Source organism: Xanthobacter autotrophicus ATCC 700552, from assembly GCF_043194565.1.
GTDB lineage: Bacteria > Pseudomonadota > Alphaproteobacteria > Rhizobiales > Xanthobacteraceae > Xanthobacter > Xanthobacter autotrophicus_F.
The window spans coordinates 197,370-217,552 of the sequence record NZ_JBAFVS010000004.1; the positions used below are offsets into that span (position 1 = coordinate 197,370).

The window sequence follows — 20,183 nt, forward strand, 5'->3', positions numbered from 1 at the left end:
TCAGGAGAAGGTGTTGCTGCGGGGGAAGCCCTTGGGCGGCAGGCGGCCGGCCGAGGCGCGCTCGCCCTGCCATTCAATGAGGTCGGTCACGGTCCAGGTGCGGCCGGAGGTGTCCTCCCAGGTCAGGCCCGAGGCCATGGAGAAGGCCTTGAGGTCGGACAGCCCGCCTTCGCGGTAACGCTGGAGGCGCACGCCGCGCCCGCGGGTCATTTCCGGCACCTGGTTGAGCGGGAACAGCAGCAGCTTGCGGTTGTCGCCGATCACCGCCACCCAGTCCCCTTCCACGAAGCGCACCGCCAGCGCTGCGTCGGGCGGATCGGTCACGAGCACCTGCTTGCCCTTGCGGGTGTTGGCGAGGCAATCGTCCTCGCCCACCATGAAGCCGCGTCCCTCCTTGGAGGCCAACAGCAGCTTGCGCCCGGGCTGATAGGCGAAGACGGAGACGATCTCCGCCTCCTGCTCCAGGTCGATCATGAGGCGCATGGGCTCGCCGTGGCCGCGCCCGCCGGGCAGCTTGGCGGCGTCCAGCGTGTAGAAGCGTCCGTTGGAGGCGAACACCATGACCTTGGAGGTGGTCTCGGCGAAGAAGGCGTGGCGCAGGCTGTCGTCGCCCTTGAACTGGAGGCTGGAGAGGTCCTGCACGTGGCCCTTGAGCGCGCGGATCCAGCCCTTGTCGGAGACCACGATGGTGACCGGCTCGCGCTCCACCAGCGCCTCGGTGAAGGCGTCCTCGTGGAAGGTGGGCGGCGCTGCGAACGTGGTGCGGCGCCTGCCGATGGCGGTGTCGGGGCCGTAGGTCTTGCGGGTCTCGCGGATTTCCTTGGCGATGTTCTTCCACTGCGCCGCCTCGGAGGCGACCAGCCTGTTGAGGCCGTCCTGTTCCTTGGTGAGGGCGTCGTGCTCCTTGCGGATCTCCATTTCCTCCAGCCGGCGCAGGGAGCGCAGGCGCATGTTGAGGATGGCTTCCGTCTGCACGTCGGTCAGCTCGAACGTGCGCATCAATTCCTGCTTGGGCTCGTCCTCCTCGCGGATGATGCGGATCACCTCGTCGAGGTTGAGATAGGCGATGAGGTAGCCGCCCAGCACCTCCAGCCGGTGCGCAATCTGCTCCAGCCGATAGCGCGAGCGGCGCAGCAGCACCTCGCGGCGGTGGTCCAGCCATTCCCGCAGCGCTTCCGACAGGGAAAGCACCTTGGGGACCTGCCCGCGCACCAGAACGTTCATGTTGAGCGGGATGCGGGCCTCAAGCTCGGTGAGCTTGAACAGGCTTTCCATGAGCACTTCCGCATCCACCGTGCGGGCGCGGGGCTCCAGCACCAGCCGGATGTCCTCGGCGCTCTCGTCGCGCACGTCGGCCAGCAGCGGCAGCTTCTTGTCGGTGAGCAGTTCCGCGATCTTCTCCACCAGGCGGGACTTGGCGACGCCGTAGGGGATTTCGGTAACCACCACCACATAGGTGCCGCGCCCGGTTTCCTCCTTCTCCCAGCGCGCCCGCACGCGGAACGAGCCACGTCCGGTGGCATAGGCCTCGGCCACGCCTACCGGATCCTCCACCAGCACGCCGCCGGTGGGAAAGTCCGGGCCGGGCACGAACTGGAGCAGGTCGAAGGCGGGAGCCTCCGGGTGGTCGATGAGGTGGAGCGCCGCGTCCAGCAGCTCGGCGGCATTGTGGGGCGGGATGGAGGTGGCCATGCCCACGGCGATGCCCTGCGAGCCGTTGGCGAGCAGGTTCGGGAAGGCCGCCGGCAGCACCACGGGCTCTTCTTCCGAGCCGTCATAGGTGGGGCGGAAGTCCACCGCGTCCTCGTCGATGCCGTCCAGCAGCAGGCGGGCGGTCTCGGTGAGGCGTGCCTCGGTGTATCGCATGGCGGCGGCGTTATCGCCGTCCACGTTGCCGAAATTGCCCTGGCCATCCACCAGCGGATAGCGCTGGGCGAAATCCTGGGCGAGGCGCACCAGGGCGTCATACACCGACTGGTCGCCATGCGGGTGGAACTTGCCGATCACGTCGCCCACCACGCGGGCGGACTTCTTGAAGCCCTGGCCGGGATCGAGGCGCAGCTGGCGCATGGCGTGCAGGATGCGCCGGTGCACCGGCTTCAGGCCGTCGCGCGCGTCGGGCAGGGCGCGATGCATGATGGTCGAGAGGGCATACGCCAGGTAGCGCTCTTCCAGCGCCTCCTTGAGCGTGACTTTCTCAATGTGCCCGTCGCCGGGCGGAAGTGTGCGCGTGGCCATGCCTGCCAGTAGCGCGCGCGCGGGCGAGCCACAAGCCGCCTTTGGATGCCGGCCCCATCATCGGGGTGTCCCACAAGCGCCCGATGAAAAGCGTGCCACCGCCCAAATCCTGAACGGCAAATGAATTCATCGCCATTCCCGACCGTAAATCGTGGCGAAACTTTGCCGCAGACAAGAGATCAACTGCTATTGAAAGACGAGAAATACCAAGGATGGAACAAAATCACGCCCCAGCGACGTTACAGCATCATAAGGCCGGGCGGTGAGTACGCTCGTGCCATGAGGAGATCCGAAAATGAAGACGGCAGCTCTTGCGGCGGGCGGGATTGTCGCGTTGGCGCTTCTTGGGGCCGTGCCATCGGCGTCGGCCGGATCGTTGATGGGCAGCGGTTCCACCTTCGCCGGACAGGCGCAGGCCCAGGCCCAGGTGGAAGACGTGCGCTGGGTGCGGCGGTGCTGGCAGGAGCGCCGCTGGTGGAACGGGCGCCCCCATTGGGTGACCAAGTGCCGAAACGTGTGGGTGGGTCCGCGGCGTTATCGCGGCTGGTGATGAGCCGGCTCCGGCGCCGTATCGCGGCGCCAGGCGGCAATGAAGGCCGCGCGCGCATCGGCAAGCCCGAGCCCGCGCGGCTCCAGCACCCGCGTGAGCAGGAAATGCCCGGTGATGCGCAGCGCGTCCTCCACATCCCCGGCGGGCGGGGCGGTTCCGTCCACCAGGAAGCGCGGCAGGGCAAAGAGCCGGTCCGCATAGGGCGCACCCGCCTCCGCGCAGACCGCCCGTCCGCTTTTCGGCGAGACATAGACCAGGTCTTCCCGTCCCCCGGTGGCGGCGCAGGTTTCCAGCTCCAGCCCGAACCCCAGTTCCGCCAGCAGCGCCAGCTCGAAGCGGGCCAGCAGCCGGCCGGCTGACGCGCGATCCTCGAAGGCGTCGAGGATGGCCCCGAGGGTGAGGAACAGGCCCTCGTGGGGATCGCGCTCCGGCAACAAATGCAGCATCTGCGCCATGTGGGTGAAGCCGAAGGCGGCGTGGGGCGCGCGCATGAGCACTTCGGTGCGCACCACCGCGGGCTCCAGCGCATAATTGCCCATGTGCTCGTCGAGACGCGCCCGCCAGGTGGCGCTCACCGTGTTGCCGGGCTGGAGCAGGGGCGCCTGCCGCCGCGAGGCGCCGCCCCGCACCATGCCGAGGTGCCGGCCGCGCAGGCGGGTCAGCAATTCCACGATGGCATTGCCTTCGCCGTGCCGCCGCACCCCCAGCACGATACCCTCATCGGTCCATTCCACGGCGTGCCTGTCCGGCTCTCAGCTTCGAGAAAAGCGATGCATGGTTGCGCGCGGCCTTGGCGCGCGGCCCGCCCTGCCGGCCGAACGCAGCGTCGCGCTGCCGGGCAATGAACGCCCTCAGGCGCGAAGACGCAACAGGGCGGTCTCGCCTTAAGACGGCGGAAACCCGAAGCGGCGAGGATGCGGCCATGCAAAGCCGCTCGCGCCTTCAGTCCATCCTCGCCACGTTCGCCCTTCATCTCGGAGCGGCGGCGCTCATCGGCTATTTCGCCTACCACGCCTACAATGGCGATCATGGGCTGGTGGCCAAGCGCAACTACGAGCAGGAGATGAAGGCGCTGGAATCCGAGCTTGCCGGGCTCAAGGCCCAACGCCGGGCGATGGAGAACAAGGTGTCGCTTTTGGCCGCAAACCAGCTCGATCCGGACATGCTGGACGAGGAAGCGCGCCGTCAACTCAACTTCATAAACGGCAAGGACCTGGTGTTGCTTCGCAGCAAATGAACTGAATATAAGTTCATGATGTATATGAACCATTTCTAAGTTCATTATAGCAAAATCAAGAGTTTGCAACGTGTTGCAGCGCAACACAGAAAAATTGGCGCTTTGAAGGCACGGGGAGCTGGGATAGGAAGGCGCAGTTCCAGCGCTTCCTGAGGATGCCGATGGCCAAAAAGCCTACTGCCCGTGTCGCCGATCCCTCGGCCCCGGCCCCCTTCACTAAAGACCAGGACATTCTCGCCTATCGCGAGATGCTGCTCATCCGCCGCTTCGAGGAGAAGGCCGGCCAGATGTACGGCATGGGCCTCATCGGCGGCTTCTGCCATCTCTACATCGGCCAGGAGGCCGTGGTGGTGGGCATGCAGATGGCCATGAAGCCGGGCGACCAGGTCATCACCGGCTATCGCGACCATGGCCACATGCTGTCCACCGGCATGGCCGCGCGGGGCGTGATGGCCGAGCTGACCGGCCGCCGCGGCGGCCTGTCCAAGGGCAAGGGCGGCTCGATGCACATGTTCAGCATCGAGAAGCAGTTCTTCGGCGGCCACGGCATCGTCGGCGCCCAGGTCTCGCTCGGCACCGGCCTCGCTTTCGCCGATCGCTACCGCAACAACGGCGCGGTCTCGGTCACCTATTTCGGCGACGGCGCGGCCAACCAAGGCCAGGTCTACGAGAGCTTCAACATGGCCGAGCTGTGGAAGCTCCCGGTCGTGTACGTGATCGAGAACAATAAGTACGCCATGGGCACCTCGGTGTCCCGTGCCTCGGCCCAGCAGGATTTCTCCAAGCGCGGCACCTCCTTCAACATCCCCGGCGAGCAGGTGGATGGCATGGACGTGCAGGCGGTGAAGGCCGCCAGCGAGCGGGCGCTCGCCTTCGCCCGCGAGGGCAATGGCCCCTATATCCTGGAAATGCAGACCTACCGCTATCGCGGTCACTCCATGTCGGACCCGGCCAAGTACCGGTCCAAGGAGGAGGTCCAGAAGATGCGCACCGAGCACGACCCCATCGAGCAGGTCCGCAACCGCCTTCTGGAAAGCCACGGGGCGACCGAGGACGAGCTGAAGAAGTTCGACGCCGAGGTCCGCGAGATCGTGAACGAGGCGGCGGACTTCGCCACCAACGATCCCGAGCCCGACGTGTCGGAGCTGTACACGGACATCCTGCGCTGAGCGGCCGGCCATGGCCGCGCTGTTTCATATCATCGCCGGCCTCGCGCTTCTCGCGGCGCTGATCGCCTGGGCCGTTGCCGTGCGCGGCGGCCTGCAGGCCATCGCCGCCAACCGCGCGGCCGGGCAGGGGGGCGGCGCGGGAAGCTACGCCCTTCTCGCGCTCTGGCCCTTCGCCGTGAAGCGGCGGGGCCGCGAGGCTGACGCCGACGCGGTGCGGACCGGCAAGGCGGCCATCGCCTTCTTCGTGTCCGTGACCGTCGCGGTCGCCGCCATCTCCGCCTACACCAATCTCACCTTCAAGCCCCCCGTGGCCCCGGCCGGCTCCTCGCCGGCCGCACCCGCGGGCGCGCCGAGCAAGAGCTGACAGCCATGGCCATCGAAGTCCTCATGCCGGCCCTGTCTCCCACCATGGAGAAGGGCAATCTCACCAAGTGGCTCAAGAAGGAAGGCGACACCGTCAAGTCCGGTGACGTGCTTGCCGAGATCGAGACCGACAAGGCCACCATGGAAGTCGAGTCCATCGACGAAGGCATCCTCGGCCGCATCCTCGTCCCCGAGGGCGCCCAGGACGTGGCGGTGAACACGCCCATCGCCACCATCCTCGCCGACGGGGAAGATGCGAGCGCCGCCCCCGCCCCCAAGGCCGCCGAGAGCGCCCCGGCCCCGGTTGCTGCTCCCGTCGTCGCCGCGCCTGCGTTGGTTGCGCCGGTGGTGGTGGCCCAGGCCGATCCGGAAGTGCCCGCCGGCACCGAGTTCGTCACCCAGACCGTGCGCGAGGCCCTGCGCGACGCCATGGCCGAGGAAATGCGCCGCGATGGCGATGTCTTCGTCATGGGCGAGGAAGTGGCCGAGTATCAGGGCGCCTACAAGATCACTCAAGGGTTGCTCCAGGAGTTCGGCGAGCGCCGTGTCATCGACACCCCCATCACCGAGCACGGCTTTGCCGGCGTCGGCGTGGGCGCGGCCATGGCGGGCCTGAAGCCCATCGTGGAGTTCATGACCTTCAACTTCGCCATGCAGGCCATCGACCAGATCATCAACTCGGCGGCGAAGACGCTCTACATGTCCGGCGGGCAGATGCACTGCTCCATCGTGTTCCGCGGCCCCAACGGCGCCGCCGCCCGCGTCGCCGCCCAGCACAGCCAGGACTACACCTCCTGGTATTCCAACGTGCCCGGCCTGCGAGTGATCGCACCCTATACGGCGGCCGACGCCAAGGGCCTGCTGAAGGCCGCCATCCGCGACCCCAACCCGGTCATCTTCCTTGAGAACGAGATCCTCTACGGCCAGTCCTTCGAGGTGCCGAAGCTGGATGACTTCGTGCTGCCCATCGGCAAGGCGCGCATCGCCCGCACCGGCAAGGACGTGACCCTGGTCTCCTTCTCCATCGGCATGACCTATGCGCTGAAGGCGGCGGACGAGCTGGCCAAGCAGGGCATCGAGGCGGAGGTGATCGACCTGCGCACCATCCGCCCCATGGACGTGGACACCATCATCGCCTCGGTGAAGAAGACCGGCCGCTGCGTGAGCGTGGAGGAGGGCTGGCCGCAGTCGGGCGTCGGCGCCGAGATCGTCGCCCAGCTCATGGACAAGGCGTTCGACTATCTCGACGCCCCGGTGCTGCGCGTCACCGGCAAGGACGTGCCCATGCCGTATGCCGCCAACCTCGAGAAGCTGGCCCTGCCGACGGTCGCCGATGTGATCGCGGCGGTCCACGCCGTGACCTATCGCTGAGGAGAGAGACGCATGCCCATCGAGATCCTGATGCCGGCCCTCTCCCCCACCATGGAGAAGGGCAACCTCGCCAAGTGGCTCAAGAAGGAAGGCGACACCGTCAAGTCCGGTGACGTGCTTGCCGAGATCGAGACCGACAAGGCGACCATGGAAGTCGAGTCCATCGACGAGGGCATCCTCGCCAAGATCCTGGTGCCGGAAGGCTCCCAGGACGTGCCGGTGAACCAGCTCATCGCCGTGCTCGCCGGCGAGGGCGAGGATGTGGCCGCCGCTGCCGCCGGCGCTGGCGGGGCCAAGCCCGCCGCCGCTCCGGCCGCCGCTGCCGCGCCTGCCGCTGCGGCTCCTGCTGCTATCGCTGCTCCGGCCGCTCCCGTCGCCAACGGCCAGGGCGGCCGCGTGTTCGCCTCGCCGCTGGCCCGCCGGATCGCCAAGGACAAGGGCATCGACCTTGCCGCGCTCGCCGGCTCCGGCCCGCACGGCCGCATTGTCGCCCGCGACCTGGAAGGTGCCCAGCCGGGTGCCAAGCCCGCTGCCGCCGCCGCGCCTGTTGCCGCCGCTCCCGCGCCTGCCGCTGCGCCCGCCCCCAAGGCGGCGGTGGCCAGCGCGCCCGGCGCCGAGCAGGTCAAGGCCATGTTCGAGGCCGGCAGCTACGAGGAAGTGCAGCTCGACGGCATGCGCAAGACTATCGCGCGCCGTCTGGTCGAGAGCGAGCAGGTGACCCCCACCTTCTTCCTCACGGTGGACTGCGACCTCGACGACCTCATGTCCCTGCGCGAGCAGGTGAACGCCAATGCGGGCAAGGACAAGGACGGCAAGCCGACCTACCGTGTCTCGGTCAACGACTTCATCATCAAGGCCATGGCGCTGGCGCTCCAGAAGGTGCCCGCCGCCAATGCGGTGTGGGCCGAGGACCGGGTGCTGCGCATGAAGCATTCGGACGTGGGCGTGGCGGTGGCCATCGACGGCGGCCTCTACGCCCCCATCGTGAAGAAGGCGGAGCAGAAGACCCTGTCCACCATCTCCAACGAGATGCGCGACCTCGCCGGCCGTGCCCGCACCAAGAAGCTGAAGCCGGATGAATATTCCGGCGGCTCCACCTCGGTGTCGAACCTCGGGATGATGGGGATCCGCAACTTTACCGCCATCATCAACGCGCCGCAGTCCTCCATCCTCGCGGTGGGCGCTTCGGAGCAGCGCGCCGTGGTGCGCAACGGCGAGATCAAGGCGGTGATGCAGATGACCGTCACCATGACCTGCGACCACCGGGTGATGGACGGCGCCCTCGGCGCCGAGCTGCTCAGCGCGTTCAAGGGCTTCATCGAGAAGCCCATGTCGATGCTGGTGTGAGCATGCTGGTTGTGAGCGGGCCGGTGTGAGGCTCGACCCGGAGGCTGCGGCAGATCAAATCCTGCCGCGACCGCCCGGTGTAGCTGCGGGGCAACGGCATTTTCCGCCGTCGCACCAAGGAAGGTTGAGACCATGAGCCACACGCCCCACGAGCTTGCCGCCGATTTCCCGGAACATGCCGAGAAGATCCAGGCGCTGAAGCTGTCCGACGCCCACTTCGCCAAGCTCAGCGACGCCTATCACGAGGTGAACCGTCAGGTGCATCGCGCCGAGACCGACGTGGAGCCCACCGGCGATGCCGAGATCGAAGCCATGCGCCGCGAGCGCATGCGCCTGAAGGACGAACTCTTCGCCTTCCTGTCCAAGTGATCCTGCCCAAGTGATCCTGTCCAAGTGATCCTGCCCAGGTGATCCTGTCCAAGTGACCGGACCGGCTGACAAGAACCGGGGCGCCTTTTTCGGAAGGCGCTCCGCAAGACCGGCTTCGGAACCGGGAGCAAGTGACAAGGACCCGCCCGGCGCCGGCCGAAGACCGGGCCGATGCCATCATGGAGACGGGCAAGCCTGATGAAGCTCTACCTCGCCGGCCCCGAAGTGTTCCTCGACGACGCGCGCGAGATCGGCCGGCGCAAGGTGGAGCTGTGCACCCGCTTCGGCTTTACCGGCCTCTATCCGCTGGACGGCGATCCGTTGCTGGATACGGTGGCAGGGGCCGCGAGCCGCGCCATCTTCGCCGCCAATCTCGCCCTCATGCGCTCCGCCGACGCGCTCATCGCCAATCTCACGCCCTTCCGCGGCATCAGCGCCGATCCCGGCACGGCGTTCGAGGTGGGCTTCGCCTTCGCGCTGGGCAAGCCGGTGGCGGCCTATTCCAATCTTCCGGGCGAGCTGAAGCACCGCGCCCATTCCGCCATCGGCCCCGCCGACGGCCAGGGCGCCGCCCCCTCCCTGCTGGCCGATGGCCTGCACGTGGAGGACTTCGGCCATTTCGATAATCTCATGCTGGCGGAAGCGCTCGCCGCCTCCCGGCTGCCGGTGATCCAGGCGCCGGCGCCGGCCGCCGACCCGTTCCGCGATCTCACCCTGTTCGAACAGGTGCTCGCCCTCATGGCCGAGGCCCGGTCCACCGGCCGCCTCGGCACGCCCCAAACCCCTTCCCATCCAGAACCCGCCGGTCCGGCGCACGGCGAGGAGACCTTCCATGGCTGACAGTTACGACATCATCGTCATCGGCGGCGGGCCGGGCGGCTACGTGGCCGCCATCCGCGCGGCCCAGCTCGGCTTCAAGGTGGCCGTGGTGGAGAAAAGCCATCTCGGCGGCATCTGCCTGAACTGGGGCTGCATCCCCACCAAGGCCCTGCTGCGCTCGGCCGAGATCTACCACTACATGGAGCACGCCAAGGATTACGGCCTCTCCGCCGAGAAGATCGGCTTCGATGCGGCGGCGGTGGTGAAGCGCTCGCGCGGGGTCTCGGCCCAGCTGGCCGGGGGCGTCGCCTTCCTGCTCAACAAGAACAAGGTGGACGTGATCTGGGGCAAGGCGACCTTCACCGCCCCCGGCAAGATCAAGGTGGAAGCCGCCCAGAACCCGCTCAAGGGCGCCAAGGGCGGCGGCGACTACACCGCCAAGCACATCATCGTCGCCACCGGCGCCCGCCCGCGCGCGCTGCCCGGCCTTGAGCCCGACAAGAAGCTGATCTGGACTTATTTCGACGCCATGGTGCCGGAAAAGATGCCCAAGAGCCTGCTGGTGATGGGCTCCGGCGCCATCGGCATCGAGTTCGCCTCGTTCTACCGCACCATGGGCACCGAGGTGACCGTGGTGGAGGTGCTGCCGCAGATCCTCCCCGTGGAGGACGAGGAGATCGCCGCCGTCGCCCGCAAGCGCTTCGAGAAGCTGGGCATGAAGATCATGTCCGGGGCCAAGGTGACCGGCGTCACCAAGCATGCCGACAGCATCACCGCCCATGTGGAGGACGCCAAGGGCGCCAAGCACGACATCACGGTGGATCGCATGATCTCCGCCGTGGGCGTGGTGGGCAACGTGGAGGGCCTGGGCCTTGAGGCCATCGGCGTGAAGATCGAGCGCGGCTGCGTGGTCATCGACGGCTATGGCCGCACCAACGTGCCGGGCGTCTATGCCATCGGCGACATCGCCGGCCCGCCCATGCTGGCCCACAAGGCGGAGCATGAGGGCGTGATCTGCGTGGAGACCATCAAGGGCCTCCACACCCACCCCATGGACAAGAACAAGATCCCCGGCTGCACCTATTGCACGCCGCAGATCGCCTCGGTGGGCCTCACCGAGAAGAAGGCCAAGGAAGCCGGCCGCGAAATCAAGGTGGGCCGCTTCTCCTTCATCGGCAACGGCAAGGCCATCGCGCTCGGCGAGCCGGACGGCCTCGTGAAGACCATCTTCGATGCCAAGACCGGCGAACTGCTGGGCGCCCACATGGTAGGCGCGGAGGTGACGGAGCTGATCCAGGGCTTCGTGGTGGCCATGAATCTGGAGACCACCGAGGAAGACCTGATCCACACGGTCTTCCCGCACCCGACCCTGTCGGAGATGATGCACGAGAGCGTCATGTCCGCCTATGGCCGCGCGATCCATTCGTGAGAGTGGCCGGGGAAGTGTTATCCTTCCCCGGTGCGGAGCTTGGCTGCCCCGAAGCCCTCTCCCGCCTGCGGGAGAGGGTAGGGTGGGGCAAACAGTGCTTCGAATTCACTCTGTGAGATGTCGAGCCTGTGACTGAAGAAAATGTCGACCATTCGAAAATGAGAGCCGTGGTTCGGAGTATAATTGAGTTGGCTTCCGAGAAGGAGCGGGAACAACTGAGAATATGGGCTGCACGTATCATCGAAATATACGAATCAAAAGATTCTAAATTTAACAAATTGAAATTAGCAATTACGTTTACATATTCCTCAAAATCGATAACTCCATTCTTGAAAATCGCGATTGACTATGCTCGCCGGCATATATGGAGCAACCGCTCCATGATGACCAAATTCGGCATGAGTGGAGCCGCGATAGGAATTGTGATTTTTGGTTGGCAGGGTGCCGGCATCGCCGCGTTTGGCACGGCTATTGGCGTGCCCATATTTTTTCTCACAGGTGTGGGTGCTGTGTTCGCAGGTATTTTGTGGCAGGAACTGACAGGCCAAGAAAAATCATAAACTCAATCGTCTGAACCTCGGAGGTGCCATCATGGACCAGCAGACCTATGCGTTCCTGAGCCAGCCGGGCGTCGGCTTCTTCTCGCTCATCATCATCGGCCTTATCGCCGGCTGGATCGCCGAGCGGGTGACGGCGAGCAATCACGGCCTGCTGACGAACCTCCTTGTCGGCGTCGCCGGCGCCTTCATCGGCGACAAGCTGGCCTCGGTGCTCAACGTGCCGGTGTTCGGTTTCTTCCGCACGCTGATCGCGGCCATCGTCGGTGCCATCCTGCTGCTGTGGATCTGGCGCGCGATCCGTTCGCGCTGAGGGAGGCCGGAATGATCATCTCCATTCTCGTCGGCATCATCGCCGGTTTTCTCGCCGAAAAGTTCATGAAGTCCTCCGGCGGGCTCCTCACCAATCTCGTGGTGGGGCTTGTGGGCGGCATGCTGGGCGGCTGGGTAGCGGGGGCCCTCGGCCTCAATTATATCGGCGACGGCATGCTCGACCGCATTGTCATCTCCACCTGCGGGGCGGTGCTGCTGCTCGCCATCTGGCGGGCGGTGACCGGCAAGCGGCCTGCCTGAAACGCAGTGCCGCAGCGCGCGCCACGTGGCTTCCGGCCAAAGGTGGCGCGCGGTATGGTGAATTGAAATTCATGCCCGGCCCGGACCTTGGTCCGGGCGGGGCTTCGCCCGGCATGGGCGTATTACCCTGCTCGGGGGTCAAGAGACGAAACGCATGGTCACGGTCATCGATACCCTCGCCCGCCCGCGCCACCCGGAAAAGGCCAACCGCCCGGAAACCGAGGTGCTGCGCAAGCCCGACTGGATCCGCGTGAAGGCGCCGGGCTCGGCCGGCTGGTCGCAGACCGCCGAGATCGTGCGGGCGAACGGCCTGCACACCGTGTGCGAGGAGGCCGGCTGCCCCAATATCGGCGAGTGCTGGGAGAAGAAGCACGCCACCTTCATGATCATGGGTGACACCTGCACGCGGGCCTGCGCCTTCTGCAACGTGCGCACCGGCATGCCGGAGGCGCTGGACCAGGGCGAGCCGCAGAAGGTGGGCGACGCGGTGGCCAAGCTCGGCCTCTCCCACGTGGTCATCACCTCGGTGGACCGGGACGACCTCGCCGACGGCGGCGCCGAGCACTTCGCCCGCACCATCGCCGCCATCCGCACGGCAAGCCCCGGCACCACCATCGAGATCCTCACCCCCGACTTCCTGCGCAAGGACGGGGCGCTGGAGGTGGTGGTGGCGGCCAGGCCCGACGTGTTCAACCACAATCTGGAGACGGTGCCGGCCAAATACCTCTCGGTGCGGCCCGGCGCGCGCTATTTCCACTCCCTGCGCCTGCTTCAGAAGGTGAAGGAGCTGGACGGCTCCATCTTCACCAAGTCCGGCATCATGGTGGGCCTCGGCGAGGAGCGGCCCGAAGTGCTCCAGCTGATGGACGACCTGCGCTCGGCGGAGGTGGATTTCATCACCATCGGCCAGTATCTCCAGCCCACGCGCAAGCACCACAAGGTGGAGCGCTTCGTGACGCCGGACGAGTTCAAGGCCTATGAGACCGTGGCCTATGCCAAGGGCTTCCTGATGGTCTCGGCCAGCCCGCTGACCCGCTCGTCCCACCATGCCGGCGCGGATTTCGAGAAGCTGCGCGCGGCCCGGGCGGCGCGCCTCGGCCGGGCCTGATCGTGCCATCCTTCACCAACGCCCGGCGGGTGAGGCACGGGGCGCGGGACATGTTCGACCTCGTGGCGGACGTGGAGCGCTATCCCGAGTTCGTGCCCCTGTGCCAGTCGCTGCGTATCAAGCGGCGCATGAAATCGGACGAGGGGGTGGAGATCCTGGTGGCGGACATGACCGTCGCCTACAAGCTGATCCGCGAGACCTTCACCTCACGGGTGACGCTGGACCGGCCGCGCCTCACCATCCATGTGGAATATCTCGACGGCCCCTTCAGCCGGCTCGACAACCGCTGGGAATTCGTGGGGCGGGGCGAGGATGCGAGCGAGGTGAAGTTCTTCATCTCCTACGAATTCCGCTCGCGCACGCTGGCCATGCTCATGGGCGCCATGTTCGAGGCGGCCTTCCGCCGCTTCGCCGATGCCTTCGAGGCGCGGGCCGATCAGGTCTACGGCACGGTGGGGTAGGGCGCCTCAGCCCTCCACCGGTCCGCCCGCCTCCTTCCACGCCTTGAAGCCGCCGCCCACATGGGCCACCGGCTTCAGACCCATGTCCTGCGCTGTGGCCGCCGACAGGGCCGAGCGCCAGCCCCCCGCGCACAGGAAGATGAAGGCCCGGTCCTCCCCGAAGGGCGGCTTGAAATAGGGGCTCTCGGGGTCGATCCAGAATTCCAGCATGCCCCGCGGGCAGTGGAAGGCGCCGGGAATGCGGCCCTCCCGCTCCAGTTCGCGCGGGTCGCGCACATCCACCAGCAGGGCGCCCTCGGCGATCCGCCGCTGGGCGTCCTGCGGGGTCAGCGTGGCGACGCGGGCATTGGCTTCTTCCAGGAGCTGCTTGAAGCCGCGGGTGATGGTCTGGGGCATGGCGTTTCCTGCGGCGCAATCGGCCGATCCGGAGAAGGGGGCAGGAGGCGAAGGCCTGTCAAGCCGGGAGGGCAGTGGGGGCTGGGCCGCCGGCGCAGATGGCGCGGGCTTGTCCTCCCCACCCCTCGCGTTTGCGCCCTCCAACCCTCCCCCGGCCTACCCCCTCCCCAGCCCTCCCCCGCAAGCGGGAGAGGGAGCTCGTCCGCGTTACGCCGTCCGCCCCGGCGCAATTGTCTCGACGGGCGGGGCGGGTTATGAGTCGGAAAAGTGGCAGCGCACAATCGTCGGGCACGATGATAAAATAAGCGCGCCAACCAGACAGAGGGGTTCAGCGGCGGATGGAAGTGTTCCTCCAGCAGCTCATCAACGGATTGACCCTTGGGTCGATCTACGGATTGATCGCCATCGGCTACACGATGGTGTTCGGCATCATCGGAATGGTGAATTTCGCCCACGGCGACGTGTTCATGGTGAGCGCCTTCATCGGCCTCATCTGCGTTCTGCTGCTCACCACCGTGGTGGGGATGAGCTCCATCTTCCTCATCCTCGCCATCACGCTGGTGGTGGCCATGGTGTTCACCGGCCTCGTGAGCTGGGCCATCGAGCGGGTCGCCTACCGGCCCCTGCGCGGCTCCTTCCGCCTCGCGCCCATGATCTCGGCCATCGGCATGTCCATCCTGCTCTCGAACTTCGTGCAGGTGGCGCAGGGCCCGCGCAACAAGCCGCTGCCGCCCATGGTGCCGGACGTGTTCGTGGTGATGGAACGCAACGGCTACGAGGTCACCCTCGCCTATAAGCAGATCATCATCATGGTGGTCACGGCGACGCTGCTCGCCGGCTTCTGGTGGCTGGTGCAGAAGACCTCGCTCGGCCGCGCCCAGCGCGCCTGCGAGCAGGACCGCAAGATGGCGGCGCTCTTGGGCGTGAACGTGGACCGCACCATCTCGCTCACCTTCGTCATCGGCGCCGCGCTCGCCGCCGTGGCCGGGGTCATGTACCTCATGTATTACGGCGTGGTGAACTTCGCCGATGGCTTCGTGCCGGGCGTGAAGGCCTTCACCGCCGCCGTGCTGGGGGGCATCGGCTCGCTGCCGGGGGCGGTGCTGGGCGGGCTGCTCATCGGCCTCATCGAGACCCTGTGGTCTGCTTATTTCTCCATTGAATACAAGGATGTGGCGGCGTTCTCCATCCTCGTCGTCACGCTCATCTTCCTGCCTCAGGGCCTGCTGGGCCGGCCGGAAGTGGAGAAGGTCTGATGGTGCATCCGCCCGTCGCCGATATCCCGCAGGGATCTCTGCCGTCCGGATCGTTGCCTCAGGTCGATGTGCCCGCGAACGGCCTGCCCGCCGTCTCGCCCCTGCCGCCCGCGGCCCCGCGTCCGGGCTCGGTGGTCGCAAGCGCCGTCACCGATGCGGTGGTGAGCGGCCTGCTCACCGGCCTGCTGCTGCTGCCGCTGGTGGGCTTCCGCGCCACCGAATCCGGCAGCGGTCCGCTGGGCCTCACCTATCGGTTCGGCCTGGTGGCCGTATTCGCCGGCATCGTCGCGGTGCTGCGGCTGGTGCTGAACCTCACGGTCTGGCGGCGCGGCCGCAAGGTGAAGACGAGCGAGGGGCCCTCCGCCTTCGCCACTCTGGCGCTGAAGGCGGCGCCGGCGCTGAGGCCGGCCTTCTTCGCCTTCGCCATCGCCTATCCCGTCCTGGCCATCCTGCTGTCGGGCGGCTTGACCCCAAGCCGCTACTGGGTGGACCTCGGTATCTATGTGCTCACTTATGTGATGCTGGGATGGGGCCTCAACATCGTGGTCGGCCTCGCCGGGCTGCTGGATCTTGGCTACGTGGCCTTCTACGCGGTGGGCGCCTACACCTTCGCCCTGCTCTCCACCAGCGTGCCGGTGAACGATTTCTTCGCCGGCCATCTGGGGGAGGGGTTCTGGACCGCGTGGTCGTTCTGGCTGTGCCTGCCGGTGTCCGGCATCCTCGCCGCCTTGTGGGGCGTCATCCTGGGCTTCCCGGTGCTGCGGCTGCGCGGCGATTATCTCGCCATCGTCACCCTGGCCTTCGGCGAGATCATCCGCCTCGTGCTCATCAACTGGGTGTCGCTGACCAATGGCGGGGCGGGCATTTCCTCCATCCCGCCCATCTCGTTCTTCGGCGTGCCCTTCAACGCCACGGACGAAGGCTTCGCGGCCAAATACGGCCTCGACTTCGATTCCATGCACCGGATCATCTTCCTGTATTTCGTGATCCTGGCCCTGGCCGCGCTCACCGCGCTGGTCACCATCCGACTGCGGCAGATGCCGGTGGGCCGCGCCTGGGAGGCGCTGCGCGAGGATGAGATCGCCTGCCGCTCGCTGGGCATCAATACCACGCTGACCAAGCTCACCGCGTTCGCCACCGGGGCCATGTTCGGCGGCTTCGCGGGGGCCTTCTTCGCGGTGCGGGTGCGCTTCGTCTCGCCGGAGAGCTTCACCTTCATGGAATCGGCGGTCATCCTCGCCATCGTGGTGCTCGGCGGCATGGGATCGCAGATGGGCGTGGCCGGGGCCGCCATCCTGCTCATCGGCGGCATGGAGATGCTGCGCAACCTCTCCTTCCTGAAGGCCGACTTCCTGTTCGGGCCGGATTTCGACCCCTCGCTCTACCGCATGCTCATCTTCGGCTTCGCCATGGTGGCGGTGATGGTGTGGCGCCCGCGCGGGCTTGTCTCCTCGCGACTGCCCACCATCTTCCTGAAGGAGCGCAAGGCGGTCTCCTCCGCCCTCGTCAAGGAGGGCCACGGCTGATGGCGAGCCTTGATTCCGTGGACGGGGCGCGGGTGCCGATCCTCGCGGTGGACCATCTGTCCATGCGCTTCGGCGGCCTCATCGCGGTGAACGACGTGTCCTTCGTCGCCGCCCGTGGCGAGGTGACGGCGGTGATCGGCCCCAACGGCGCCGGCAAGACCACCGTGTTCAACTGCATCACCGGCTTCTACAAGCCCTCCGCCGGCCGCCTTGCCCTGTTCCACGACGGCGCGGCAACGCCTGCGGAACTCGACGCCGTCACCGCCTCGGGCCTGTCGTGGGGGCGGACGGGGGCGGGCGCGCTCTATCTGCTGGAGCGGCTGCCCGACCACAAGGTGGCGTCCTGGGCGCGGGTCGCCCGCACCTTCCAGAACATCCGCCTGTTCTCGGGCATGACGGTGCTGGAAAACCTGCTGGTGGCGCAGCACATGTCGCTCACCAGCGCCGGGCTGCTCAATCCCGCCGCCCTCCTCAACCTGCCGTCCTGGAAACGCCAGCAGAAGGGCGCCATGGACAAGGCGCTCTACTGGCTGCACCAGATCGGACTCATCGACCGGGCGGATGATCCCGCCGGCGACCTGCCTTACGGCGACCAGCGCCGCCTGGAGATCGCCCGCGCCATGTGCACCAACCCGGTGCTGCTCTGCCTCGACGAGCCGGCGGCTGGCCTCAACCCGCGGGAATCGGCCGCCCTCAACGAACTGCTGCTCTCCATCCGGCGCGACCACGACACTTCCATCCTGCTCATCGAGCACGACATGTCGGTGGTGATGGAGATTTCCGACCATGTGGTCGTGCTGGAATACGGCTGCAAGATCGCCGACGGCACGCCGCAGCAGGTGCGCACAGATCCCAAGGTCATCGCCTCCTATCTCGGCGTCGAGGAGGATGAGGCGGCCGTGGTGGATGTTGGGGTGGGCGCATGAGCACAAAGATCCTCGCCCCCGATGCCCTCGCCCCCAGTGCCCTCGCCCCGGGCGCCGTCGCGCCCCAGAGCGCGCCGAAGGGCACGCCGCTGCTGCAGGTCAGCGGCGTCACCGCCTATTACGGCAAGATCATCGCGCTGAAGGGCGTGGACATTGCAGTGAACGAGGGCGAGATCGTCACCCTCATCGGCGCCAACGGGGCCGGCAAGTCCACGCTGATGATGACCATCTGCGGCAATCCCCGGGCGCGCGATGGCCGCATCGTCTTCGCCGGGCACGACATCACCGGCCTGCCCACCCACGAGATCATGCGCCTCAACATCGCCCAATCCCCCGAGGGCCGGCGCATCTTCCCGCGCATGAGCGTCTACGAGAACCTGCAGATGGGTGCCGCCATCACCGGCAACGCCCATTTCGCGCAGGATCTGGACCGCATGTTCGAGATGTTCCCGCGCCTGAAAGAGCGCATCGACCAGCGCGGCGGCACACTCTCTGGCGGCGAGCAGCAGATGCTGTCCATCGCCCGCGCGCTCATGGGCCGCCCGCGCCTGCTGCTGCTGGACGAACCCTCGCTGGGCTTGGCGCCGCTGGTGGTGAAGCAGATCTTCGACGCCATCAAGCTCTTGAACGAGACCGAGGGGCTCACCGTGTTCCTGGTGGAGCAGAACGCCTATCACGCCCTGAAGCTGGCCCACCGCGGCTATGTGATGGTTAACGGGCGCGTCACCATGTCGGGCACCGGGGCGGAACTGCTGGCCCGGCCCGAGGTGCGCGCCGCCTATCTGGAGGGAGGCCGCTGATGGTGTCCAAGGCAGATCCGGGGCGGTCCTCGTCCCCCCTGCTCATCGGCCCTCTGGCGGTGATCGCCGTGCTGGTGGTGCTGATCGCCCTCTGGCCGAAGGAACTGATCGGCGCCTCGCTGGCCGATTTCCTGCTGGTCACCCTGTTCCTCGGCGGGGCTGCCGCATGGCGCACCGGCAAGGCGGTGGCCCATGGCTGGGCGCCCTACCTGCAGCTTGTGCTCTATTGCCTGCTTCTGGCCGGTGCGGTGCGCTTCTGCCACTTCGCCCTGTTCGAGGACGAACTGTTCACGATCGAGCCGTTCGTGGTGGAATTCGTGCTGCTCACCGCCATCGCGACGTTGGGCTTCCGCGCCCACCGCAAGCGGCAGATGACCGTGCAGTACGGCTGGATGTACGAGCCGGCGGGGAAGCTCGCCTGGCGACCCAAAACCTTCGGTTGAAACCGGCGCGAGGTGCCGCGCGCGGCATCGACAGGCCGGGGAATTGCGGCACAATGCGCCGCGGAGTTTCACTGGGAGGCGGACCGGTGTTCCGCTCCCGGACGAAAGGGAGAGACCTGAATGAAGAAGCTCTTGATGGCGTCGCTTGCTCTTAGCGCCAGCCTTCTGCTTGCGGCGCAGGCCCAGGCGCAGGTGAAGATGGGCGTCGGCGGCCCCATGACCGGCTCGAACGCCGCCTTCGGCGCCCAGCTGAAGACCGGTGCCGAGCAGGCCGTGGCCGATATCAACGCCGCCGGCGGCATCCTCGGCCAGAAGATCCAGCTTTCGGTCGGCGATGACGGCGGCAAGCCCGAGCAGGGCAAGTCGGCGGCCAACAAGTTCATCTCCGACGGCGTGAAATACGTGGTGGGCCACTTCAACTCCGGCGTGTCGATCCCGGCCTCGCAGGATTACGAGGAAGCCGGCGTTCTCCAGATCAGCCCGGCCTCCACCAACCCGGCCTTCACCGAGCGCAAGATGTGGAACACGTTCCGCACCTGCGGCCGGGACGACCAGCAGGGCGCCGTGGCCGGCGCCTATATCGTCAAGAATTTCAAGGGCAAGAAGGTCGCCATCGTCCACGACAAGACCCCCTACGGCAAGGGTCTTGCGGACGAGACGCAGAAGACCATCAACAAGGGCGGCGTGAAGGAAGTCCTCTATGAGGGCATCAATACCGGCGAGAAGGACTATTCGGCCCTCGTCTCCAAGCTGAAGGCCAATGGTGTCGACCTGCTCTATTTCGGCGGCCTGCATCCCGAAGCCGGCCTGCTGGTGCGCCAGATGCGTGACCAGGGCATGAAGACCGTGCTGTTCTCCGGCGACGGCATCACCGACAAGGAATACTGGACCATCGCCGGCCCCGGCGCCGAAGGCACGCTGATGACCTTCGGTCCCGATCCGCGCAACAACCCGGCCGCCAAGGACATCGTGGCCGCCTTCAAGGCCAAGGGCGTGGATCCGGAAGGCTACGTGCTCTACTCCTACGCGGCCGTGCAGGTGATGAAGCAGGCCGCCGAGGCGGCGAAATCCCTCGACCCCAAGAAGGTGGCCGAGAAGATGCACTCCGGCATGACCTTCAACACCGTGCTCGGCCCGCTCTCCTTCGACAAGAAGGGCGACATCACCAAGCTCGACTATGTGGTCTACGTCTGGAAGGACGGCGCCTACACCCAGCTTTGACGGCTTCGCCCAGGCGACAGGAAG

Annotated in this window: 23 protein-coding genes; 20 read left to right on the forward strand and 3 right to left on the reverse strand. The window is 66.7% G+C overall.

The window, feature by feature from the left end:
• On the reverse strand, nucleotides 1–2,238 hold the full coding sequence (gene parC / locus V5F48_RS06115) for a DNA topoisomerase IV subunit A (RefSeq protein ID WP_394257973.1): 2,238 nt from the start codon (nucleotides 2,236–2,238) through the stop codon (nucleotides 1–3).
• A 295-nt stretch (nucleotides 2,239–2,533) separates the two neighbouring features.
• Here parC and V5F48_RS06120 point away from each other — a divergent pair, with 295 nt between their 5' ends.
• Nucleotides 2,534–2,788 (forward strand): hypothetical protein, encoded by a 255-nt coding sequence (locus V5F48_RS06120; protein ID WP_394257974.1) that lies wholly within the window; start codon nucleotides 2,534–2,536, stop codon nucleotides 2,786–2,788.
• On the opposite strand, the gene recO is transcribed toward V5F48_RS06120, so the two are convergent.
• Nucleotides 2,773–3,522, reverse strand: a complete 750-nt coding sequence (recO, locus tag V5F48_RS06125; protein ID WP_394257975.1) for a DNA repair protein RecO — start codon at nucleotides 3,520–3,522, stop codon at nucleotides 2,773–2,775. The genes V5F48_RS06120 and recO overlap by 16 nt on opposite strands.
• A gap of 188 nt (nucleotides 3,523–3,710) precedes the next feature.
• On the opposite strand from recO, the gene V5F48_RS06130 reads away from it, so the two are divergent.
• The 13 genes from V5F48_RS06130 to V5F48_RS06190 all read left to right on the forward strand — a co-directional run bounded on the left by V5F48_RS06130 (nucleotide 3,711) and on the right by V5F48_RS06190 (nucleotide 13,591).
• Complete coding sequence (locus V5F48_RS06130; RefSeq protein ID WP_394109900.1) at nucleotides 3,711–4,025, forward strand: FtsB family cell division protein; 315 nt, start codon at nucleotides 3,711–3,713, stop codon at nucleotides 4,023–4,025.
• A 161-nt stretch (nucleotides 4,026–4,186) separates the two neighbouring features.
• Nucleotides 4,187–5,194: a pyruvate dehydrogenase (acetyl-transferring) E1 component subunit alpha gene (gene pdhA, locus V5F48_RS06135; RefSeq protein WP_394257976.1), complete on the forward strand. Its 1,008-nt coding sequence runs from the start codon at nucleotides 4,187–4,189 to the stop codon at nucleotides 5,192–5,194.
• Nucleotides 5,195–5,204: 10 nt separating this feature from the next.
• Entirely contained in the window at nucleotides 5,205–5,558 is a 354-nt protein-coding gene (locus tag V5F48_RS06140) for a hypothetical protein (RefSeq protein ID WP_394109902.1), read from the forward strand.
• A 5-nt stretch (nucleotides 5,559–5,563) separates the two neighbouring features.
• Nucleotides 5,564–6,928 (forward strand): pyruvate dehydrogenase complex E1 component subunit beta, encoded by a 1,365-nt coding sequence (locus V5F48_RS06145; RefSeq protein ID WP_394257977.1) that lies wholly within the window; start codon nucleotides 5,564–5,566, stop codon nucleotides 6,926–6,928.
• Between the two features lie 12 nt (nucleotides 6,929–6,940).
• The gene (locus V5F48_RS06150) at nucleotides 6,941–8,275 is read left to right on the forward strand and encodes a pyruvate dehydrogenase complex dihydrolipoamide acetyltransferase (RefSeq protein WP_394257978.1); all 1,335 of its coding nucleotides are present in this window, start codon (nucleotides 6,941–6,943) and stop codon (nucleotides 8,273–8,275) included.
• Nucleotides 8,276–8,407: 132 nt separating this feature from the next.
• Nucleotides 8,408–8,644 carry a YdcH family protein gene (locus V5F48_RS06155; protein WP_394257979.1) on the forward strand — a complete coding sequence of 79 codons (237 nt, stop codon included), beginning with the start codon at nucleotides 8,408–8,410 and terminating at the stop codon, nucleotides 8,642–8,644.
• Nucleotides 8,645–8,842: 198 nt separating this feature from the next.
• Nucleotides 8,843–9,484: a nucleoside 2-deoxyribosyltransferase gene (locus V5F48_RS06160; protein WP_394257980.1), complete on the forward strand. Its 642-nt coding sequence runs from the start codon at nucleotides 8,843–8,845 to the stop codon at nucleotides 9,482–9,484.
• A complete protein-coding gene (gene lpdA / locus V5F48_RS06165) occupies nucleotides 9,477–10,892 on the forward strand; it encodes a dihydrolipoyl dehydrogenase (RefSeq protein WP_394257981.1) in 1,416 nt (471 codons plus the stop codon). The genes V5F48_RS06160 and lpdA overlap by 8 nt, the downstream gene beginning before the upstream one ends.
• 188 nt (nucleotides 10,893–11,080) lie before the next feature.
• Nucleotides 11,081–11,452: a hypothetical protein gene (locus V5F48_RS06170; protein WP_394257982.1), complete on the forward strand. Its 372-nt coding sequence runs from the start codon at nucleotides 11,081–11,083 to the stop codon at nucleotides 11,450–11,452.
• Nucleotides 11,453–11,483: 31 nt separating this feature from the next.
• Nucleotides 11,484–11,762 (forward strand): GlsB/YeaQ/YmgE family stress response membrane protein, encoded by a 279-nt coding sequence (locus V5F48_RS06175; RefSeq protein WP_138397593.1) that lies wholly within the window; start codon nucleotides 11,484–11,486, stop codon nucleotides 11,760–11,762.
• A gap of 11 nt (nucleotides 11,763–11,773) precedes the next feature.
• Complete coding sequence (locus tag V5F48_RS06180; RefSeq protein WP_394109908.1) at nucleotides 11,774–12,022, forward strand: GlsB/YeaQ/YmgE family stress response membrane protein; 249 nt, start codon at nucleotides 11,774–11,776, stop codon at nucleotides 12,020–12,022.
• Nucleotides 12,023–12,176: 154 nt separating this feature from the next.
• On the forward strand, nucleotides 12,177–13,130 hold the full coding sequence (gene lipA, locus V5F48_RS06185) for a lipoyl synthase (RefSeq protein WP_394109909.1): 954 nt from the start codon (nucleotides 12,177–12,179) through the stop codon (nucleotides 13,128–13,130).
• A gap of 2 nt (nucleotides 13,131–13,132) precedes the next feature.
• Entirely contained in the window at nucleotides 13,133–13,591 is a 459-nt protein-coding gene (locus tag V5F48_RS06190; protein WP_394257983.1) for a type II toxin-antitoxin system RatA family toxin, read from the forward strand.
• Nucleotides 13,592–13,597: 6 nt separating this feature from the next.
• Here V5F48_RS06190 and V5F48_RS06195 read toward each other — a convergent pair whose 3' ends face one another.
• Nucleotides 13,598–13,987, reverse strand: a complete 390-nt coding sequence (locus V5F48_RS06195) for a rhodanese-like domain-containing protein (RefSeq protein ID WP_394257984.1) — start codon at nucleotides 13,985–13,987, stop codon at nucleotides 13,598–13,600.
• Between the two features lie 338 nt (nucleotides 13,988–14,325).
• Here V5F48_RS06195 and V5F48_RS06200 point away from each other — a divergent pair, with 338 nt between their 5' ends.
• From V5F48_RS06200 to V5F48_RS06225, 6 genes are all read left to right on the forward strand, one after another.
• Entirely contained in the window at nucleotides 14,326–15,243 is a 918-nt protein-coding gene (locus tag V5F48_RS06200; protein WP_394109912.1) for an ABC transporter permease subunit, read from the forward strand.
• Nucleotides 15,243–16,769 carry a high-affinity branched-chain amino acid ABC transporter permease LivM gene (gene livM, locus V5F48_RS06205; protein ID WP_394257985.1) on the forward strand — a complete coding sequence of 509 codons (1,527 nt, stop codon included), beginning with the start codon at nucleotides 15,243–15,245 and terminating at the stop codon, nucleotides 16,767–16,769. Before V5F48_RS06200 ends, livM begins: the two co-directional genes overlap by 1 nt.
• Nucleotides 16,769–17,695, forward strand: coding sequence for an ABC transporter ATP-binding protein (locus V5F48_RS06210; RefSeq protein ID WP_394257986.1), 927 nt, complete (start codon nucleotides 16,769–16,771; stop codon nucleotides 17,693–17,695). Before livM ends, V5F48_RS06210 begins: the two co-directional genes overlap by 1 nt.
• Nucleotides 17,692–18,495: an ABC transporter ATP-binding protein gene (locus V5F48_RS06215; RefSeq protein ID WP_394257987.1), complete on the forward strand. Its 804-nt coding sequence runs from the start codon at nucleotides 17,692–17,694 to the stop codon at nucleotides 18,493–18,495. Before V5F48_RS06210 ends, V5F48_RS06215 begins: the two co-directional genes overlap by 4 nt.
• Nucleotides 18,495–18,938, forward strand: a complete 444-nt coding sequence (locus tag V5F48_RS06220) for a DUF6867 family protein (protein WP_394257988.1) — start codon at nucleotides 18,495–18,497, stop codon at nucleotides 18,936–18,938. The genes V5F48_RS06215 and V5F48_RS06220 overlap by 1 nt, the downstream gene beginning before the upstream one ends.
• A 120-nt stretch (nucleotides 18,939–19,058) precedes the next feature.
• Complete coding sequence (locus V5F48_RS06225) at nucleotides 19,059–20,159, forward strand: branched-chain amino acid ABC transporter substrate-binding protein (RefSeq protein WP_394257989.1); 1,101 nt, start codon at nucleotides 19,059–19,061, stop codon at nucleotides 20,157–20,159.
• Nucleotides 20,160–20,183: the final 24 nt, after the last annotated feature.

Coding starts and splice junctions, on each gene's coding strand:
- parC (WP_394257973.1), bottom strand. CDS start 2,238: ATGGCCACGCGCACACTTCCGCCCGGCGACGGGCACATTGAGAAAGTC.
- V5F48_RS06120 (WP_394257974.1), top strand. CDS start 2,534: ATGAAGACGGCAGCTCTTGCGGCGGGCGGGATTGTCGCGTTGGCGCTT.
- V5F48_RS06130 (WP_394109900.1), top strand. CDS start 3,711: ATGCAAAGCCGCTCGCGCCTTCAGTCCATCCTCGCCACGTTCGCCCTT.
- pdhA (WP_394257976.1), top strand. CDS start 4,187: ATGGCCAAAAAGCCTACTGCCCGTGTCGCCGATCCCTCGGCCCCGGCC.
- V5F48_RS06140 (WP_394109902.1), top strand. CDS start 5,205: ATGGCCGCGCTGTTTCATATCATCGCCGGCCTCGCGCTTCTCGCGGCG.
- V5F48_RS06145 (WP_394257977.1), top strand. CDS start 5,564: ATGGCCATCGAAGTCCTCATGCCGGCCCTGTCTCCCACCATGGAGAAG.
- V5F48_RS06150 (WP_394257978.1), top strand. CDS start 6,941: ATGCCCATCGAGATCCTGATGCCGGCCCTCTCCCCCACCATGGAGAAG.
- V5F48_RS06155 (WP_394257979.1), top strand. CDS start 8,408: ATGAGCCACACGCCCCACGAGCTTGCCGCCGATTTCCCGGAACATGCC.
- V5F48_RS06160 (WP_394257980.1), top strand. CDS start 8,843: ATGAAGCTCTACCTCGCCGGCCCCGAAGTGTTCCTCGACGACGCGCGC.
- lpdA (WP_394257981.1), top strand. CDS start 9,477: ATGGCTGACAGTTACGACATCATCGTCATCGGCGGCGGGCCGGGCGGC.
- V5F48_RS06175 (WP_138397593.1), top strand. CDS start 11,484: ATGGACCAGCAGACCTATGCGTTCCTGAGCCAGCCGGGCGTCGGCTTC.
- V5F48_RS06180 (WP_394109908.1), top strand. CDS start 11,774: ATGATCATCTCCATTCTCGTCGGCATCATCGCCGGTTTTCTCGCCGAA.
- lipA (WP_394109909.1), top strand. CDS start 12,177: ATGGTCACGGTCATCGATACCCTCGCCCGCCCGCGCCACCCGGAAAAG.
- V5F48_RS06195 (WP_394257984.1), bottom strand. CDS start 13,987: ATGCCCCAGACCATCACCCGCGGCTTCAAGCAGCTCCTGGAAGAAGCC.
- V5F48_RS06200 (WP_394109912.1), top strand. CDS start 14,326: ATGGAAGTGTTCCTCCAGCAGCTCATCAACGGATTGACCCTTGGGTCG.
- livM (WP_394257985.1), top strand. CDS start 15,243: ATGGTGCATCCGCCCGTCGCCGATATCCCGCAGGGATCTCTGCCGTCC.
- V5F48_RS06210 (WP_394257986.1), top strand. CDS start 16,769: ATGGCGAGCCTTGATTCCGTGGACGGGGCGCGGGTGCCGATCCTCGCG.
- V5F48_RS06215 (WP_394257987.1), top strand. CDS start 17,692: ATGAGCACAAAGATCCTCGCCCCCGATGCCCTCGCCCCCAGTGCCCTC.
- V5F48_RS06220 (WP_394257988.1), top strand. CDS start 18,495: ATGGTGTCCAAGGCAGATCCGGGGCGGTCCTCGTCCCCCCTGCTCATC.
- V5F48_RS06225 (WP_394257989.1), top strand. CDS start 19,059: ATGAAGAAGCTCTTGATGGCGTCGCTTGCTCTTAGCGCCAGCCTTCTG.